The 18,853-nt window shown below is 41.0% G+C and carries 19 protein-coding genes; 8 read left to right on the top strand and 11 right to left on the bottom strand.

Translation table 11 applies throughout. The annotated features are described in order from the left end of the window. Window positions 1–18 precede the first annotated feature (18 nt). Together R2Q80_RS20145 and R2Q80_RS20150 are read right to left on the bottom strand one after the other, a co-directional pair. Window positions 19–858 carry an aminotransferase class IV gene (locus R2Q80_RS20145; RefSeq protein WP_316801331.1) on the bottom strand — a complete coding sequence of 280 codons (840 nt, stop codon included), beginning with the start codon at window positions 856–858 and terminating at the stop codon, window positions 19–21. Window positions 859–861: 3 nt separating this feature from the next. Further along, window positions 862–1,890 carry an RluA family pseudouridine synthase gene (locus tag R2Q80_RS20150; RefSeq protein WP_316801332.1) on the bottom strand — a complete coding sequence of 343 codons (1,029 nt, stop codon included), beginning with the start codon at window positions 1,888–1,890 and terminating at the stop codon, window positions 862–864. Between the two features lie 91 nt (window positions 1,891–1,981). On the opposite strand from R2Q80_RS20150, the gene R2Q80_RS20155 reads away from it, so the two are divergent. Next, window positions 1,982–3,010 carry a DUF6588 family protein gene (locus R2Q80_RS20155; protein WP_316801333.1) on the top strand — a complete coding sequence of 343 codons (1,029 nt, stop codon included), beginning with the start codon at window positions 1,982–1,984 and terminating at the stop codon, window positions 3,008–3,010. A gap of 65 nt (window positions 3,011–3,075) precedes the next feature. After that, window positions 3,076–3,945 carry a 1-aminocyclopropane-1-carboxylate deaminase/D-cysteine desulfhydrase gene (locus R2Q80_RS20160; RefSeq protein ID WP_316801334.1) on the top strand — a complete coding sequence of 290 codons (870 nt, stop codon included), beginning with the start codon at window positions 3,076–3,078 and terminating at the stop codon, window positions 3,943–3,945. A 41-nt stretch (window positions 3,946–3,986) separates the two neighbouring features. On the opposite strand, the gene msrA is transcribed toward R2Q80_RS20160, so the two are convergent. Continuing rightward, entirely contained in the window at window positions 3,987–4,478 is a 492-nt protein-coding gene (gene msrA / locus R2Q80_RS20165) for a peptide-methionine (S)-S-oxide reductase MsrA (RefSeq protein WP_316801335.1), read from the bottom strand. A gap of 525 nt (window positions 4,479–5,003) precedes the next feature. Here msrA and lat point away from each other — a divergent pair. Then, window positions 5,004–6,335 (top strand): L-lysine 6-transaminase, encoded by a 1,332-nt coding sequence (gene lat / locus R2Q80_RS20170; RefSeq protein ID WP_316801336.1) that lies wholly within the window; start codon window positions 5,004–5,006, stop codon window positions 6,333–6,335. Window positions 6,336–6,337: 2 nt separating this feature from the next. Further along, on the top strand, window positions 6,338–6,742 hold the full coding sequence (locus R2Q80_RS20175) for a hypothetical protein (RefSeq protein WP_316801337.1): 405 nt from the start codon (window positions 6,338–6,340) through the stop codon (window positions 6,740–6,742). A gap of 31 nt (window positions 6,743–6,773) precedes the next feature. Here R2Q80_RS20175 and R2Q80_RS20180 read toward each other — a convergent pair whose 3' ends face one another. The 4 genes from R2Q80_RS20180 to R2Q80_RS20195 all read right to left on the bottom strand — a co-directional run bounded on the left by R2Q80_RS20180 (window position 6,774) and on the right by R2Q80_RS20195 (window position 10,089). Next, window positions 6,774–8,135 (bottom strand): acyl-CoA dehydrogenase family protein, encoded by a 1,362-nt coding sequence (locus R2Q80_RS20180; RefSeq protein ID WP_316801338.1) that lies wholly within the window; start codon window positions 8,133–8,135, stop codon window positions 6,774–6,776. 62 nt (window positions 8,136–8,197) lie between these two features. Further along, window positions 8,198–8,914, bottom strand: coding sequence for a bacillithiol biosynthesis deacetylase BshB1 (bshB1, locus tag R2Q80_RS20185; RefSeq protein ID WP_316801339.1), 717 nt, complete (start codon window positions 8,912–8,914; stop codon window positions 8,198–8,200). A gap of 43 nt (window positions 8,915–8,957) precedes the next feature. After that, window positions 8,958–9,467, bottom strand: a complete 510-nt coding sequence (locus R2Q80_RS20190; protein WP_316801340.1) for a glutathione peroxidase — start codon at window positions 9,465–9,467, stop codon at window positions 8,958–8,960. Between the two features lie 7 nt (window positions 9,468–9,474). Next, window positions 9,475–10,089 (bottom strand): DUF4294 domain-containing protein, encoded by a 615-nt coding sequence (locus R2Q80_RS20195; RefSeq protein WP_316801341.1) that lies wholly within the window; start codon window positions 10,087–10,089, stop codon window positions 9,475–9,477. Window positions 10,090–10,199: 110 nt separating this feature from the next. Here R2Q80_RS20195 and R2Q80_RS20200 point away from each other — a divergent pair, with 110 nt between their 5' ends. From R2Q80_RS20200 to R2Q80_RS20215, 4 genes are all read left to right on the top strand, one after another. Next, on the top strand, window positions 10,200–12,407 hold the full coding sequence (locus R2Q80_RS20200) for a bifunctional (p)ppGpp synthetase/guanosine-3',5'-bis(diphosphate) 3'-pyrophosphohydrolase (RefSeq protein WP_316801342.1): 2,208 nt from the start codon (window positions 10,200–10,202) through the stop codon (window positions 12,405–12,407). Between the two features lie 74 nt (window positions 12,408–12,481). Continuing rightward, entirely contained in the window at window positions 12,482–12,982 is a 501-nt protein-coding gene (locus R2Q80_RS20205) for a Fur family transcriptional regulator (protein ID WP_047799501.1), read from the top strand. Window positions 12,983–13,020: 38 nt separating this feature from the next. Then, window positions 13,021–14,301, top strand: coding sequence for an adenylosuccinate synthase (locus R2Q80_RS20210; protein WP_316801343.1), 1,281 nt, complete (start codon window positions 13,021–13,023; stop codon window positions 14,299–14,301). 106 nt (window positions 14,302–14,407) lie between these two features. Then, window positions 14,408–15,679 carry an anthranilate synthase component I family protein gene (locus tag R2Q80_RS20215; protein WP_316801344.1) on the top strand — a complete coding sequence of 424 codons (1,272 nt, stop codon included), beginning with the start codon at window positions 14,408–14,410 and terminating at the stop codon, window positions 15,677–15,679. Between the two features lie 92 nt (window positions 15,680–15,771). On the opposite strand, the gene R2Q80_RS20220 is transcribed toward R2Q80_RS20215, so the two are convergent. The 4 genes from R2Q80_RS20220 to R2Q80_RS20235 all read right to left on the bottom strand — a co-directional run bounded on the left by R2Q80_RS20220 (window position 15,772) and on the right by R2Q80_RS20235 (window position 18,768). Continuing rightward, on the bottom strand, window positions 15,772–16,578 hold the full coding sequence (locus tag R2Q80_RS20220; protein ID WP_316801345.1) for a M48 family metallopeptidase: 807 nt from the start codon (window positions 16,576–16,578) through the stop codon (window positions 15,772–15,774). 168 nt (window positions 16,579–16,746) lie between these two features. Further along, window positions 16,747–17,394 (bottom strand): glycerol-3-phosphate 1-O-acyltransferase PlsY, encoded by a 648-nt coding sequence (gene plsY, locus R2Q80_RS20225; RefSeq protein ID WP_316801346.1) that lies wholly within the window; start codon window positions 17,392–17,394, stop codon window positions 16,747–16,749. 49 nt (window positions 17,395–17,443) lie between these two features. Next, window positions 17,444–18,286, bottom strand: a complete 843-nt coding sequence (gene nadC / locus R2Q80_RS20230; protein ID WP_316801347.1) for a carboxylating nicotinate-nucleotide diphosphorylase — start codon at window positions 18,284–18,286, stop codon at window positions 17,444–17,446. Window positions 18,287–18,402: 116 nt separating this feature from the next. Beyond that, window positions 18,403–18,768: a DUF4783 domain-containing protein gene (locus R2Q80_RS20235; RefSeq protein ID WP_316801348.1), complete on the bottom strand. Its 366-nt coding sequence runs from the start codon at window positions 18,766–18,768 to the stop codon at window positions 18,403–18,405. Window positions 18,769–18,853: the final 85 nt, after the last annotated feature.

The following is an 18,853-nucleotide window of genomic DNA, read 5'->3' on the forward strand; positions in this document are numbered from 1 at the left end:
GTGTAGTGACTCATTCAGCTAAAGATGATTCAACTTTTCAATCAAATATTTAGACACTTCATTGAAATAGCGCTTTCGCCCGTAACCCATTACCCACTGAATTCCCTGCGTGGCATTGGTAATAAAAACCTCCTCGGCTTCCTTCAATATCTCCGGATTAATTTGTGCTTCAATCAGGGCAATATCATTCATTTTTGCAATCTGCATAATCGCCGTTCTCATCACGCCACTTACACATCCTTCAGTCAATGCCGGTGTGTAAATCTGGTTATTGTAAACCACAAATACGTTGGCACTGATGCTTTCACATAAAAACCCACTCTGATTTAATATCATGGCTTCATCCAGTCTGTTCTGACTTTTAAATATTCCTGCCATCACATACAACAGGGCATTAGAAGTTTTGAAATTCGAAAGCTTGTTAATCGGCTTGGTAATTTCATCGTAAACATCAATAATCAATCCTTTATTGTTGAGCTGATACTGGGCATCTTTCAACGCAAAGCCTTCCAGAATATAACTGCCTTTATTTGTTTCAGGAGTATAAACACCACTCCCCTGCCGGTATACCGATAAGCGGAAGCGGGCATTCCCATTCCAACGGTTCTTTTTTGCCAGATCTGATGTTTTCTGGCGGATGAAATAATCATCCATCAGCGAGTGCCCGTCAATCTTCAGCGCTTTCATTCCCCCAACTAAACGGTCGGCGTGCAAATCAGCAAACTGAAGTTTATTGTCGATCATTCTCATGCTTTCGAAGAGACCATCACCAAATTTAAACCCTCGGTTTGAGGCGGTTAAAACCGGTATTTCTACATCATGAAATTCATCATTTAATAACAGATATTGTTGAGGCATATTTTATGATGTAGCAACGTAATTTTCCCATTTGTCCAGTCCGGCTTTAAAATCGGCAGGCAGAGGCGATTCAAAAAACATATATTCTTTTGTGGTCGGATGAATAAAGCCCAGACTCTGCGCATGTAAAGCCTGTCTGGGTAAAAGTTCAAAGCAATTATCTACAAATTGTTTGTACTTATTAAACGTAGTTCCTTTCAAAATCTTATCTCCGCCATACATCGCATCGTTAAACAGCGGATGACCAATGTGTTGCATATGAGCCCTGATCTGATGTGTACGCCCGGTTTCCAGTTCACAGCTGATCAGCGTTACATATCCAAGGCGTTTTAAAACCTTATAATGAGTAACCGACCATTTTCCTTTCTCTTCGTCATCATAAATATCCATTACTCTCCGGTCTTTCACACTCCGGCCAATATAGCCTGTAACCGTCCCATCATTTTCAATATCACCCCATGCAAGGGCAATGTATTTCCGGGTAATTGTATGATCAAAAAATTGTTTGGCAAGATGGGTAATCGAACGCTCATTCTTGCTGATCAGCAACAGGCCTGAGGTATCTTTATCAATACGGTGTACCAAACCAGGGCGCCCATCATTACCTGGCAACTGCGGCAACTGCTCAAAGTGAAAAGCCAGCGCGTTTACCAGGGTGCCGGTATAGTTGTTGAAACCAGGATGCACCACCATTCCGGCAACCTTGTTCACCACCAACAGATCATTATCTTCGTATACAATATCTATCGGTATGTCTTCAGGATAAACTTCAGTATCGCGGGGAGGATGGGGTAAAACAATAGAGATTTCATCAAATGGTTTAACCTTATAACTTGCTTTGATTTGTTTTTGATTCACCAGCACGTTGCCCGCGTCTATTGCATTCTGAATACGGTTCCTCGAAGCATTCTCGACACGCACCATCAAAAACTTATCAATCCGGAGTAAAGACTGCCCCTTATCAACAATAATCTTTAAATGTTCATATAATTCCTGCTCTTCCGACTCTTGCAATTCGACCACATTTTCCATTCCGCAAAAATAAACTTTTAAGGGCAAGATTTTAGAATTAAAAAAACACCATTATCTTTACTTTAAAATCAAACTATTTAAACTCATTAACATGAAGAAACGTTACTCACTAAAGGCATTAATTGCCTTGTCTCTGCTTGGCCTTACTCAAACGGCGAGCGCTCAGCAGGATGTTGGAAGCCTGTTTGTTTCAGGGCCTGCAGACGCAACAAAACTCATTAACGCTTACCTCGACCCACTATACAAAGGCCTGGGACAAGGACTTACAGATGGCTGGACAAACACAGCAAGGGCAAAAGGATTTTTAAAATTTGATGTCAGGTTTTCGGTATCCGGAGCTTCAGTTCCCACTTCAGCCAGAAGCTACGACGTAAATGCTTTAGGTTTAAGTAATATTAAACCGGCTCTTGGTGCGTCTTCAATTGGTCCAACTGCCTTTGGTGATGATCAGGATGGTGGACGAATGGAAGTGGTAGCCAATAATGGACTCAGAACCGGAAGGTTCTTTAATCTGCCCAAAGGTTTGGGATTTCACACGGTTCCCGCGGCACAGATTCAGGCAACCTTGGGTCTACCTAAAAATATCGACGTAACTTTGCGGGCCATGCCGAAAATTAAATTCGGTAGCGATTTGGGAAGCTTATCGATGATTGGAGTGGGTGCCAAAATTGAAGTTTTACCATTGATTATGGGTAAAGCGGATAAACTTGTTCCTGTAGATGTTGCACTATTCGCAGGCTTTACTCAATACAAATACAGCCTGGATCTGAATATAGATAACGTTGCAAACTCCGATCAACGCATCGACGCAAAATTTAACGGAGTAAATATCGATGCTATCGTCTCGAAGAAAATTGCTTTTTTTACTCCCTTTGCAAGCGTAGGTTACCAAACCTCAAATACAAATCTGAAAGCATTAGGAACATATCGTTTTGCAACCGGTACAGCCTCTAACGCAACCTACGTTGATCCAATCTCGGTAAAACAAACCGATATCGATGGAATAAAAGGAAGTATTGGCTTCCAGTTGAAATTTGGATTCTTCAAGTTTTACACCTCCTATACTCAATCCAAATACAGTATGTTTAATGGCGGTATTGGCTTAGGCATAGGAAACTAGTCAGATATTTATTCTGGAAAACAAAAAAACACCTGGATATTTCAGGTGTTTTTTACTTTTACACCGTGTTCGATAAGATAAACAGCCCTGTTGAGAAATTAAACTACTCGCCCTTTAGCAATTTATTTGTGAAGCGCGATGATCTGATTGATCCTTTCATTTCCGGGAACAAATGGCGCAAGCTGAAATATATTCTGGCAAAAGCTCAGGAAGCCGGCAGAAATCACCTGGTTACATTTGGGGGTACCTATTCCAATCATTTGGTGGCAACCGCAGCAGCAGCGGCAAGAACTGGCTTAAAGGCAACGGCCTTTGTACGCGGAGAAGCCGTTAATAACGAAATGCTCATGCTTTGCCGCTTATTTGGTATGGAGTTGATCTTTACCAACCGAGAAAGCTATCGCAATAAGGAAGAACTGTTTAGGAACTATTTTGCAGATGACTCCGAAGCCTATTTCATTGATGAAGGCGGCGCGTCGCCAGAGGCCGCAACAGGCTGTGCTGAAATCATCGATGAACTTCCTGCAATTTATGATCATATCTTTTGCGCTGCCGGTACTGGTACCACGGCAGCAGGTTTGCTTGCTGGCATACAAAAGCATGAGCTGGAAACCCACCTCCATGTCGTATCCGCATTGAAAGGTGGTAGCTTTCTAACAGATGAAATTAATAGTATCACGCCAGTTTCTGATCATTTGCATTTGCATACTGAATACCATTTTGGCGGATACGCCAAAACAACATCAGAATTGATTTCATTTATACAGAATTTCACCAGGCAAACAGGCTTACTCATTGATCCTGTTTATACAGGTAAAATGTTTTATGCCATTACAGATCTTCAACAGAAAGGTATCCTTCATCAGGATGATAGAATTCTGGCTATACATACCGGAGGATTACTGGGCATGTTTGGTATGAAAGATAAATTTTAAAAAAGCCCTCTCTTGTTATAGAGAAAGCTTTTTATCTTTTGCTAAGACAGCTTCCAGTCCGGGCGTTCAAAATGACAGGTATATCCATAAGGGACTTTTTGAAGATAATCCTGATGATCTTCTTCTGCATTCCAGAAATCTCCCGCAGGAACAACCTCGGTAACAATTTTACCTGGCCATTTGCCTGATTGTTCCAGCTCATCAATCAACTGCTCTGCAGTTTCTTTTTGAGCATCGCTGAGGTAAAATATAGCCGAACGATAGGATGTTCCGATATCATTCCCCTGCCTGTTTCTTGTGGTGGGATCATGAATCTGGAAAAAATATTCCAATAGTTTACGATAAGATAATACCGCTGGATCGAATTCAATCTCAATGCCTTCGGCATGCGTCCCATGATTTCGATAAGTGGCATTTGGCACATCGCCACCAGTATAACCAACAGTGGTATCAATTACCCCTTCTTGGTTGCGGACCAGGTCTTCTACTCCCCAGAAACAACCTCCCGCCAATATTGCTTTTTCAGTACTCATATATTCTACAAATTTAAAAGCGATGCATCACAGCGCTATAACACTAATATCGTGAACAAAATCGTCTTATTTATCAGGTAACTCAAAACCTGACATACAACTAACCATCCATTAAACCAACGGTCAGCGACTATTGTTTAAAATGTAGTTTAAAAAAGTGCCCTGTAGGTGGGTTTAAGGGGATTTTATCACCAAAAAGCGGGTTTAAATGGGTTTTACTTGGGTTTTCTTTGCATTTACCCAAACGAGATGCAAGGAATGTCCAAGGAATGTGCAAGCAAAACCCAAGCAAGTTAAGTGCGACGGTACTAGTAATCTACTGGTTAGGTCGAACTGCGGTAAAGCCGCAAACGATGATAAGCAATTAAAAAGTTTTCCACATTCGTGAAGTCCAAAACCCGATTTTGTCTATAATCATACTTTAAACAGTTTAAACCTGTTTTTCCGCTAATCGGTATAAAAAGCGCTTAAATTGTGATTCCTGGCGCTTTTTACTAAATTTGGTATACATCAAAATCAGATTTTATGTATCAGTTAACAGTCCCTGCCAATCGCGTTAAAGAATCTTTAAGTAAGCATATTCTGGCTGATGGTTTCGACCTCACTTACGATATGGAAAAAAGCCATGGTGCCTACATTTATGATTCCAAATATAACAGAAAACTCCTCGATTTTTTCACTTGTTTTGCTTCGGTTCCTTTAGGATACAACCATCCTAAAATGCTAAACGATGAGAACTTTAAAAAGAATTTATTATTGGCGGCCATGGCCAACCCATCAAATTCGGATGTATATACGCAGCAGTATGCCCAGTTTCTGGAGACTTTCGCCGAAGTTGGAATACCTGATTACCTACCCCATGCATTTTTCATCGCCGGAGGAGGCTTAGCGGTAGAAAATGCGATCAAGGTAGCCATGGACTGGAAAGTACAGAAAAACTTTGCGAAGGGATATACTGCTGAAAAAGGATATAAGGTACTTCACTTCGAGCGGGCATTTCATGGACGTACCGGTTACACCCTCAGTTTAACCAATACCCTGCCAGATAAGACAAAGTGGTTTGCCAAATTCGACTGGCCACGGGTATCGGTACCTGAAGTAAAATTTCCACTCTCCGGTGATCATTTACAAAAAGCCATCGAAACCGAAGAAACATCAATTGCACAGATCAAAAAAGCTTTTACCGAGCATAAAGATGACATCTGCGCCATCATCATCGAGCCCATCCAGTCTGAAGGTGGGGATAATCATCTGCGGGAAGAATTTCTGATTCAGCTGAAATCGCTGGCAGATGAAAACGAGGCCTTTCTGATTTACGATGAAGTACAAACCGGTGTGGGTTTAACAGGCAGATTTTGGTGCCACGAGCATTTTAGTGAAAGAGCCAGACCTGACATTCTTGCTTTCGGCAAGAAAATGCAGGTTTGCGGAATCCTGGTTGGAAATAAGGTAGATCAAATAGAAAAGAATGTTTTTAATGTACCCAGCCGGATTAACTCTACATGGGGTGGAAACCTGGTTGACATGGTGCGGTCAACACAGATTTTACAGATCATTGCCGAAGACCAGCTGTGTGAAAATGCAGATCGGGTGGGAACATACCTTAAAGAAAATCTCCAGTCGTTAGCCCATAAATTTGATAAGATGACCAACGTTCGCGGCCGGGGTCTGCTGTGTTCTTTCGATTTCCCGAATAAGGATATGCGAAATGAATTTATAGCTAAAGGACTCGAAAACAATGTGATGTTTTTGGGCTGTGGCGAAAAAACAATCCGCTTCCGCCCGGCACTCTGTATTGAACAGAAACATATTGACCAGGGACTGACCGTTATGGAGAAAATATTGCCTTTATTGTAGGCATGAACAAAAAATCAACAGTATATCTCATTACTGCAGGTGTTTTAATCTTAGTATTTTTCATGGTTAAGGATATTTTTGATCAGCCTGGAATCGGTGACATGAAAGCTGGGTTTAAGGAAATTGCAAAGTTTAGAAATGCAAACAACACAGGGCCGATACAGCGTATATATGTGGTAACTGTTGAGGATTCTATATGGAAAGAACTGGAGGATTATGGCAACATGATGCCACATACCAAATATGGCAACACCAAAGTTTATTTCTTTATGGCTGGAACCGATGTGCCTACCCAACTCGAACCAGGTGACGTAAATTTTAATCCGTCATTCAATACCCGATGTATTGCGCTTTACGAGAAAAGCGCCATGAGCCAGGTTGCTTTTAACAAACACCCGCTGAACTAATCCAAAATACAACAATTAAAAGAGGGCACCACTATACGAAAGCAGAAAACCCGGTTATTGCCCTTCCCACAATTAGTGTATTAATTTCTTTGGTTCCCTCGTACGAGTAGATGGCTTCAGCATCAGCCACAAATCTGGCTACATTATATTCGAGCAGGATGCCGTTACCCCCCATCACTTCGCGGGCTTTACTTACTACATCCCGTGTACGAAGTGAGCAGAATACTTTTGCCAGCGATGCATGCTCATCTTTCAGCAAACCCTGATCCTGCAGTTGCGATAACCTGAAGCAAAGGGTTTGCATGGCAGTAAGGTTTGATAGCATTTCCACCAGGTGATTCTGGATAAGCTGAAATGAGGCAATGGGTTTTCCAAACTGCTTACGTGTTCTGGTATATTCCAGCGCACTTTCATAAGCCCCCCGGGCGCAGCCTACAGCCTGCCAGGCCACTCCGGCACGGGTCATTTGTAATACCTTAGCCGTATCTTTGAATGAATTCGCATGTTGTAAACGGTCTTCCTCCTCAACTTCGCAGTTGGTTAAAGTAATTAAGCCATTCTGTACAATGCGGAGCGCCATCTTATCCTGCATTTTCTCCACCGCAAAACCTGGATTATCTTTTTTAACGATAAAGCCCTTTACCTCATTACTTTCTTCGTCCCGCGCCCATATAACCAGTATATCAGCGAAAGTGGCATTGCCAATCCATTTCTTTTGTCCATTTAACACCCATTTGCCATTCACCAGCTTACAGGTCGTGGTCAATCCGCCGGCAGCAGCAGATCCCACTTCCGGCTCCGTAAGTCCGAATGCACCTATAATTTTGAATTGCTGCATCAATGGAAGCCATTGTTGCTTTTGAGCTTCTGAACCACATAGATAGATTGACCCCATAGCCAAGCCGCTCTGTACCCCGAAAAAAGTAGAAATTGAAGTATCAATTCGTGCCATTTCCATGGCCAGAATTCCTTCCATCAAGTTCGATTTACCCGGACATCCATAGCCTTTATAAGTAAGACCACAGATATTTAACTCTGCCAGTTTAGGGATGATTTCGTAGGGAAACTCTGCCTTATTCCAGTAATGGTTCACAATCGGCTTAACTTCCTTTTCTAAGAATGCACGAACCTTAAGCTGTAAGGCCCTGTCTTCATCTTTAAGTGCTTCATCACCCAGGTGGTAAAAATCACCTTCAATTGGTGGAAGTTCTTTCTTTTTACCCGATCCACCCATCATTTTCATCATTCCCTGAATCTGTTTTTCATCCAGACTGGAAATGGTTTCGACCATTTTGGGTAAGTCAACTTTTTTCGATAGCGCTTCGAGTTTATCAAAATCTACATGCTTGAATAGATTATATGCATTTTTAAGAGAAGAAAATATGTTCGCCATTATTACTCGTTTTGAGAATAACAAATGAGCGGCAATTTTGTTGTCCTGCAGTTAACGCGGGTTTACCTCAAGTCAAACAAATTATCAACACCAAGTAGTTTTCTGGATGTAAAACCTTCTCCGAATGTTGCCCCTATGCTTTTACCAAATTCCCTTGACCGGCCGGCAATGGTTTCAAAGAACTCCGGGGAAGAGATATAAGTCTGTAGTCCGTCGACATCCGGATTATAGAATTGTGTTCTGAAAGCCTTTATGGATTCGATTTTCTTGTCCATATGATCCGTAATATCCACAATAATGTCTGGTTTGATATAGCGATCCTGGATATATTGCAATAATAACCTCGGGCGATGGGCCTGCTGGGCGACCCCATCTGTTTCAGTTTCTATTTTAGGTAAACCTGAAAGAAAAACCGAATCATAAACTAAATCTCCGGCCCTGCCATGGTCCGGATGGCGGTCTTCCAATGCATTACTGAGTATAATCTCAGGCTGATATTTCCGAATAACTTTGATTACTTCCAGGCGGTGATGTTCATCATTCTGAAAAAAACCATCTCTCATCTTCAGGTTTTCTCTCACATGCAGTCCCAATACCTTTGCTGATGCTGCGGCTTCCTCATCCCGGGTTTCTGCAGTTCCACGTGTACCCAGTTCACCCCGGGTTAATTCTACAATTCCTACTTTTTTACCTAGCGCAATATGCTTTAAAATAGTTCCCGAACAGCAGAGTTCTGCATCATCAGGATGAACGGCTATAACTAAAATATCTAATTTCATCTTAAAGTTTTATTACGGCTGCAGATACGACAAAATCGGTCTATCATGCATTTTCATGAAGTAACGACTGAATTTTCTTTTTGATTTTTGCATTTAATGGCTTGGTGAATGGATAGTAGAAATCTACCAGCTCACCTTTCTTGTTTACCAGATATTTGTGGAAATTCCAGCGCGGCTTAGCCGTTAATTTAGTGTTTTTCTTTTTATCGCTCAAAAATTGATATAGCGGATGGGCTTGAACGCCACGAGATACGATTTTATCAAAAACGGGAAACTTTACGCCGTGATTAATTTCACAAAAGCTGGTGATTTCGGATCCGTTTAAAGGTTCTTGTTTACCGAAATCATTGGTAGGAAAGCCCAGGATTTCAAACTCGGGACTGTTTATCTCGTTTTTTAAGCGTTGTAATTCCGAAAGCTGGGGGGTTAAACCGCAGCCAGAAGCAGTATTTACAATCAGAACAACTTTATTTTGATATGCTGACAATGACACTTCATCACCATTAACCTTTTTTACTTTGAAAGAATAAATATTCGGAATATTTTCCTGCATCGTGTCTCTATTGGTAAAATCCTGAGGTCCGGATAATGGATTCAATATCCCTATCCTCACGCGGATCGTAAGTACTTTTTAAATTATGCCCCACTACACGCGCTACAATCTGATACGAAAATGCGGCAAAACCGCCTTTTGTTTGCTTTACGATGTCGTAAGTCGTTCTGCCTACCTCCCTGTCAATCAGTTTTGTTAAAATTTGCCCCTGTGTAATGGTCAATTCCTTTATCTCACGGTTAAACATGTCTTTGATTTCTTTGTCGCATTGTTTAACCAGTTGTTTCTGTTCTTTCTTTTCGGGTGTACGGGCAATATCCTGCTCCAATTGCTCGTATCTGCGTTTGGCAAACAAGGCATATGGCATCACCTTAAGCACATTGTACCGCAATCTGTTAAAGGCAGCCTGCTCCGCCGGCGATTTCCAGATCCGGGCAGCATAAATGCTAACTTCCTGCAGTTGCATCCATGGAATCATCACTCCGTTATCATTTGTAGAGGCTACCTTAATGGTATCTGCTTTGCCAGGCTTTGGGAAAACAGGTGCAGCCGGGTCCTGAGCTTTTAGCTTTACGCCAAAAATCATGACAATAAACAGAATGATTAGCCCTTTAAATTTCATAAATTTATACTTTTACAAAGTTAGGTGTTATTTCATATATTAGTTGTTCTACAAAACTAATATAGGTTTTATTCAGAAATAAGACGCAAATTTTTACGCAAAAAAAACAAATGAAAACAGAGTTAGTGATTGATTTAGAGGCGGAAAAGCAAGAGATTCTTAAAAGATACAGGGCATTATTACGGGCAAGCAAATCTACCCTGCAAAAGGGCGATAAGAAAGAAATCCGAAAAGCTTTCGATATGGCGCTCGAAAGCCATAAAGATATGCGCCGCAAATCAGGCGAACCCTATATATACCATCCGATTGCGGTAGCACAAATCGCTGCAGAAGAAATTGGACTAGGCACCACCTCTATCGTTTGTGCATTATTGCACGATGTAGTGGAGGATACTAACATCACACTGGAAGATATCGAACGTGAATTCGGTAAGAAAACAGCCAAAATTATCGATGGTCTGACGAAGATATCAGGGGTTTTCGACACCAATAGTTCTTTACAGGCCGAAAATTTCAGAAAGATGCTGCTTACCCTGGCTGATGATGTGAGGGTAATTCTGATTAAACTTGCCGATCGGCTGCATAATATGCGCACAATGGACTTTATGCCACGCCATAAGCAGCTTAAAATTGCATCTGAAACCATTTATCTATATGCTCCTCTAGCCCATCGTCTGGGCTTGTATGCAATCAAATCCGAGCTCGAAGATCTTTCGATGAAATATCTCGACCCTGATACGTATAAGTTCATTGCTAAAAAGCTGAATGAGAAAAAAGCTGAACGTGCCTTGTTTATCAAAAAATTCGTAGAGCCCATTGATGAAATTATCCATGAACAAGGTCTTGTAGCTGATGTATACGGAAGGCCAAAATCCATTCATTCCATCTGGAATAAAATGAAAAAGAAAAATATCCCTTTTGAAGAGGTTTATGATCTTTTTGCCATCAGGATTATCCTCGACAGCCCTTACGAAAATGAAAAAGCAGATTGCTGGAAAGCGTACTCCATAGTAACTGATCTGTACAGGCCCAACCCCGATCGTTTGCGTGATTGGGTTTCATCTCCAAAAGGTAATGGCTACGAAAGTTTGCACACTACCGTAATGGGACCACGCGGGCAATGGGTTGAAGTTCAGATCCGTACACAACGGATGAATGAAATTGCTGAAAAAGGTTTCGCAGCGCACTGGAAATACAAAGAATCAAGCAACGATAATGGTTTGGATCAATGGATACAAAAGGTTAGAGAAATGCTGAATAACCCGGAAGCAAATGCACTTGATTTCCTTGATGACTTCAAGATGAATCTGTTTTCTGATGAGATTTTTATCTTTACGCCAAAAGGTGCTTTGATTCAGTTGCCATTAGGTGCTACGGCACTTGATTTTGCTTTCGAAATTCATACCGACGTGGGAGCTACCTGTATCGGAGCCAAAGTAAACCACAAACTTGTTCCTATCTCCTATAAACTACAAAACGGAGATCAGGTCGAGATTATCACATCCAGTAAACAAACCCCAAAGGAAGACTGGCTGAACACTGTTGTTACCGCCAAAGCGAAATCAAAAATCAAATCTTCATTAAAAGAAGAAAAACGGAAGATTGCTGATAATGGTAAGGAGATTCTGGAGCGCAAGATGAAATCTCTGAAAATCACCTACAATACCGAAAACATCCAGAAACTAAGTTACTTTTTTAAGCTTCCTTCAACACAGGAGTTGTTTGTGAATGTAGCACTGGGAAAGATCGAGTTAAAAGACATTAAAGAATACCTGAATACGGATAAGGAGCATGAGCCTAAAGGCCCTGAGCGTCCGGAAAACTTATCGGTTGATGGTATTAAAAATAAAATTAAGGGCGGTGATTCGGATATACTTCTGATTGGCGAAGACATGCAGCGCATAGATTATACATTGGCCGCCTGCTGTAACCCTATACCTGGCGATGATGTATTTGGATTTATCACCGTGAGTGACGGAATTAAAATTCACCGCACCAATTGTCCCAATGCAGCTCAGCTTATGGCCAACTACGGTTATCGGGTAGTAAAAGCAAAGTGGAACAAGCAAAAAGAGCTCACTTTCCTTACCGGGTTGCGCATTGTAGGAATTGATGATGTTGGATTGATCAATAATATTACAAGGGTAATTTCGACTGATTTCAAGGTCAATATGCGATCAATAACAGTTGATACCAACGAAGGTATATTTGAAGGCTCTATCATGATTTTTGTGAACGATACCGAGCACCTGGAAAACCTGATCAATAATTTGTTAAAGGTACGTGGTGTGACAGGAGTAACGAGGTTTGATGCTTAATAATTACAACATTTCAACAATCAAACGCTGTAACAATCAAACAATTTAACTACCTTTGAACGGAGTTTAAAACTATGTCTGAACAAAATACAAATGAGCTTGTTCGCAAGATTTTTGAAGCTTATTTAGAAAACAAAAATCTACGCAAAACACCTGAGCGTTTCGCAATCCTGGAAGAAATCTATTCAAGAAACGACCACTTTGATGTTGAAACACTTTATATTCACATGAAAAACCAGAAGTATCGGGTAAGTCGCGCTACGGTTTACAATACTTTAGAGTTATTGGTTTCATGTGATCTGGTTACCAAACATCAGTTTGGTAAAAATATGGCGCAGTTTGAAAAATCCTACGGCTACCGCCAGCATGATCATGTGATCTGCATTGAGTGTGGTAAAGTAGTAGAATTCTGTGATCCACGTATCCACCAGATTCAAACCATGGTTGGCGACCTGTTAAAGTTTGATATCAAACACCACTCTTTGAATCTTTATGGGTTCTGCTCTGATTGCAGTGTGGCGCGAAAAGTAAATGAAACTGCCGCAGTCGCAGCAGCCCAGCTAAAAGCAAATTAAATCAATAACCAAAATAAAACCAGCTTAAATTTTTAATAATGACGCAAGTAGATGTACTTCTCGGCCTGCAATGGGGTGATGAAGGAAAGGGAAAAATCGTTGATGTACTCAGTCCGAAATATGATCTTATTGCCCGTTTCCAGGGTGGCCCAAATGCCGGACATACTTTAGAGTTCGATGGTAAAAAATTCGTTTTAAACACCATCCCATCAGGAATTTTCAACGAAAAAACCATGAACCTAATCGGAAATGGTGTAGTTATCGATCCAATCATTTTAAAAAGAGAGCTGGATAATCTGAAAAAAGCTGGTCACGACCCTGTTGCAGAAGGCAAACTTGTTATTGCCCGTAAAGCGCACTTGATTTTACCTACTCACCAATTGCTGGATGCAGCAAATGAGGCACGAATGGGCAAGAATAAAATCGGATCAACCTTAAAAGGTATTGGCCCGACATATATGGATAAAACCGGCCGTAATGGTTTACGTGTGGGCGATACCACCCTTCCTGATTTCAAAGAACGTTACACTAAACTGGTAGAAAAACATACGGAAATCCTTTCTCATTATGAGGGATTTGAATATGAATTAGCAGAAAAAGAGGCTTCATTTTTTGAAGCAATTGAGTTTTTGAAAAGTATTCCCCATGTTGATAGTGAACATTTCGTTAACGCATACTTAAAAGAAGGCAAAGCTGTTTTAGCTGAAGGTGCACAGGGTACTTTGCTGGATGTTGATTTCGGATCATATCCTTTCGTTACTTCAAGCAATACAACCACTGCAGGTGCCTGCACAGGTTTAGGTATTGCACCTAATAAGGTTGGCGCTGTATATGGCATTTTCAAAGCTTACTGTACACGCGTTGGCGGGGGGCCTTTCCCGACAGAATTAGATAATGAAGTTGGAGAAAATCTACGTAAACTAGGTCATGAATTTGGTGCAACAACCGGACGTGCCCGTCGTTGTGGCTGGATCGATTTACCAGCATTAAAATATGCCATCATGTTAAACGGTGTAACCGAATTAATTATGATGAAAGCCGATGTTTTGGATACTTTCGATACCATTTATGCTTGTACCCATTACGAATATAATGGCGAAACAATCGATTACATGCCTTACGATATTATATCTATCGAACCTAAGCCAGTATTAAAAGCGATAGATGGCTGGGCTACAGACGTTACCAAAATTACTTCTGTTGAAGAAATCCCGGCTAAACTAACGGAATATATCGCGTTCCTGGAAAAAGAATTAGAAGTACCGATCAGGTTTCTTTCTGTAGGACCAGACAGGGCACAGACTTTAGAATTGCGTTAATCTGTATTCAAGATTCAAAGCAACGCATTTCTGCAAAGAATAAATGAAGAGCAACCCTTAAAGGGTTGCTTTTTTTTTGACATCGTTTAGTTACCTTTGCAGCAGCTTGAAAACCCTGCAAAACACATCCGATTTCAAAAAAAAAGCACTACACTGGGCAAATCAGTTCGATGTTTGCTGCCTTTTAGATTCCAATGAATACAAGGATAGTTATTCAGAATACGATTTCATTATTGCCGCCGGCCTGCGGGAAGATTTAAAATGTTTTGGGGGTGCTGCATTTGAAAAACTGAAAGCATTCTACGAAACTCATCAACAGTGGCTTTTTGGTTTTTTCAGTTACGACCTTAAAAATGAGCTCGAAAATTTGCAGTCCGAAAACAGCGACTATCTGAGTTTTCCTGATCTGTACTTTTTTGTCCCTGAATACCTCATAGCGGTTAAACACGGAAAAATAGAGGTTCTGCTAGGCGATCCATCTCTTCTGGCAGAAATCGATGCCTTCAAGCCGGCACTTAGCACTAAACTTCCAGCTCTGGATGTTAAGCAAAGAATCACAAAGGGTCAATATATATCCAAAGTTGAGCTGCTTAAAAGCCACATCATTCGTGGCGATATTTATGAGGTTAACTTCTGTCAGGAATTTTTTGCTGAGCATGCGGCAATTAATCCGGTACAAACTTTTGAAATATTAAACCAGGTTTCCCCTACCCCATTTGCCGGATATTTCAAATTCCATCACCAATATATTTTATCAGCAACACCTGAACGCTTTTTGTGTAAAAGGGGGTCAAAGCTTATTTCACAGCCTATCAAAGGTACTGCAAGAAGAAGCGATATGCCGGAAGAAGATGAACAGATCAAAACTGCGCTGAGGAATGATGCTAAAGAGCAGTCAGAAAACGTAATGATCGTTGATCTGGTACGACACGATTTAACCAGGTCGGCTGTTAAAGGCTCTGTAAAAGTCGACGAACTATTTGGCATCTACACCTTTCCACAGGTACACCAGATGATCTCCACGATAAGCTGTGAGCTCGATGCAAACCTTCATTTCATTGATGCAATTAAAAATGCTTTCCCAATGGGATCGATGACAGGCGCGCCGAAGGTTAAAGCAATGGAGTTGATTGAACAATATGAGGAAACCAAAAGAGGTGTTTATTCCGGGTCTTTTGGCTGTATTAGTCCATCCGGGGATTTCGATTTTAATGTGGTGATCCGCAGCATTATTTACAATGCTGTAAACCAGTATTTATCTTTTCAGGTCGGCGGTGCAATCACCTACCATTGCGAACCCGAAAAAGAATATGAGGAATGTTTACTTAAAGCCAGTGCGATTTTAAAGGTGCTAGGGGTTGAATCGTATCAGAAATAGCATTTAGTAAAGTACAGGATAGTTCTTTTGAAAAAAAAAAGGTGGAATTTGCCTGAAGCATAATTCCACCTTTATCCCTGAAAGCTAAAAGCCTATTTTTTGTAATACTGTTGTGCTTCAGGTAAATATTTTTGTATTTGGGCAATACGTGTGGCATCGCTTGGGTGGGTACTTAAAAACTCCGGTTGCTTAGCTGCTCCCTGCGATGCAGACGCCATTCTATTCCAGAAACTTGTTGCGCTTTGTGGGTTATAACCAGCCATGGCCATAAAGATCAAACCTAAACGATCGGCTTCCAGCTCTTGATTACGACTGAATTTAAGCATGGCAACAGGGGTTCCTACGCCATAAAGTGTATTGAAAATAGATTGCGTTTTCGGATTCTTGGACAATGCTACTCCCGCTGCTGCACCTACACCCTGAGCTACCATTTCCTGCGACATGCGTTCAGCCGAGTGTCCGGCAATAGCATGGGCAATTTCGTGCCCCATAACAGTAGCTAAACCAGCATCGTCCTGAGTTACCGGGAGGATCCCAGTGTACACGACAATTTTCCCACCCGGCATACACCAGGCGTTCTTTTCGTTATTCTGGACCACGTTTACTTCCCACTGGTAGTCAGCAATTAAATTTCCGTAATTGTTACTGTTCATATATGATTTTACAGCAGTAATCAGGCGGCTTCCAATTGTTTTAACCTTTAAAGCCTGTGCATTTGAAGCCGGTAAAACTGTACTCTTATTTTCGTTAAGGAAGGTACTGTAGGCCTGGAATGCCATCGGCAATACCTGATCGTTACTGACAAGATCAAACCTGCTACGTCCGGTTAACGGAACGGTAGAACATGAGTTAAAGAGGAGAACTCCGGCAACGCTTGCTGCTAAGAATAACTTTTTCATCTGTTAATTTTCTTTTAATGACGAAGCAATCGCAGCGTTCTGCAAATCAGGATGCAGAAACCAGACGGCTTCTTAAATTTTTGTCGTTAATGATTAGTAATCCTCATATGGGATTGTGATATTAACAGCAATCCGGCAAATAAGTTTCGAAGATTCTGTTTTGTTAATTTATCCAGTTTTCTTCTTAAACAAATACACTTTTGATTCCTTGCCTTTTAGCAAACGTTCCAGATTTTTTTGGTGGGTAACCAGGATTAAGATACAAACAACCATTCCGTATAGCACCTCCGATTTGATCGAAACCTGAAACAGGAACACCACACTTAATGGAAAAGTAAATCCGGCACATATGGAGCTTAGTGAAACATATTTAGTTATTAACAGTACCACCACGAAAACCAGAACACAAAGCATAGATGCTTCGAAGTTGACTGCCAAAATCATTCCAAAAAGTGTAGCTACACCTTTCCCTCCTCTAAATCCTGCAAACACAGGAAAAAGGTGTCCCATTACGGCTGTAACGCCAAGGGCAAGCTGATAGTTAACAAATACGGCGGAAGTGTGCGGGCCGGTTACAGACATGCCAATGAGGAAGGCGAGATTTGTGGCGGTATAGCCTTTGGCAATATCGATAATCATCACCGCTATACCGGCTTTTTTACCTAAAACACGAAAAGTATTGGTTGCACCGGCATTACCGCTTCCGTACTCCCTCACATCAATACCGTAAAAAGCCTGGCCAAGCCATACAGCTGTTGGTATTGATCCAAAAAGATACGCAACTAATAAGGCGCTGAGCGAATAAACCGTAACCATAGCCTACAATGATACAAAAAATAAGCTTTTAATTTTATAGCAAATCACTTTAGTATGCTTTTAAACTGATATCCAAGCTTTTTACAGAATGGGTAAGTGCACCCATCGAAATAAAATCTACTCCGCACGCTGCGTATTCGGCAACATTTTCTTCTGTTATACCTCCCGAGGCTTCAGTGATAAACCGGTTATCGATCTGTTTTACCGCACTGCGCAAGTTATCAAAGCTGAAATTATCGAGCATAATCCGATCTACACCGCCAATTGAAAGTACCTGAGAAAGCTCTTCGAGGTTACGTACCTCGATTTCGATCTGCAAAGATTTATGATTTTGCGCAATATATTGCTTCGCAGCCTGAATAGCGTTTACAATACCACCGGCATAATCGACATGATTATCCTTAATCAGAATCATATCGTAAAGACCGATCCGGTGATTGACTCCCCCACCAATCCTTACAGCCCACTTTTCCAAATAACGTAAACCGGGAGTCGTTTTCCGGGTATCAAGAATTTTTGTACTGGTATGCTGAAGAAGAGAAACGATACGATGCGTTTTAGTTGCAATGCCACTCATTCTTTGCATGCAGTTCAAAACCAGACGCTCGGCAATTAAAATAGCATGCGTATTCCCCGAAACGGTGAGACCAATATCCCCAACCTTTACTTCAGCCCCGTCGTTAATGAAAACCTCCACTTTAAGATCAGCATCTACCACTTTGAAGATCTCCACCGCGAGTTCCATCCCGGCCAAAATACCGTCCTCTTTAATAATAAGTTGAGCTCTTCCCTGGGTTCCTGTTGGAATAGTGGATAAAGAAGTATGATCACCATCACCTAAATCTTCGGCAAGGGCATTTTTTATGAATTGGTGTATAAGTTGAATATCCAAAATCTAGTTTTAAGAGCCACAAAAATAACAAATATTTGTGAGCTGCCAATTAACAGAAATGCATTATATACCCGGCTGGATACGATAAGAGACGAAAGAGAATTTACAAAACCTGCCTACTCTTTAGCAGCCTCAATCCTTAATTCTGTGATCTGAAAGCTATTGTTAAACTTTTTCATGGTTACAGATACCCTGAAATTCTCTTTAGATGTATTCAATAGAATAACTCCGAAACGATAATTGGGATTGGTATTTATTTTGTGAAAAATACTTGCCTTTACGGGTGGATGTTTGGTAAAAAAATCCTTTAGAATCTGCTCGCCCTGTGCTTTTGAGTATACATCTTCCTCGTCAACAATGATCAGCTCAATGGTAGAAGCAAAGTTCTTTGCAACCTCTTTGGCATTACCAGACCTGAAATATGAGGACAAATCATCAATAATATCTGCCTGATAAGCGTTAAGGCTGTATAATGATGACAAACTGATAATAAGTAAAAATAAGCTTCGGACCATTTCTGTATTTTATACAGAACGCTATAGCTAAAATTATGCCATTAGCTTATCA

Source organism: Pedobacter frigidisoli (assembly GCF_032678525.1).
Lineage (GTDB): Bacteria > Bacteroidota > Bacteroidia > Sphingobacteriales > Sphingobacteriaceae > Pedobacter > Pedobacter frigidisoli_A.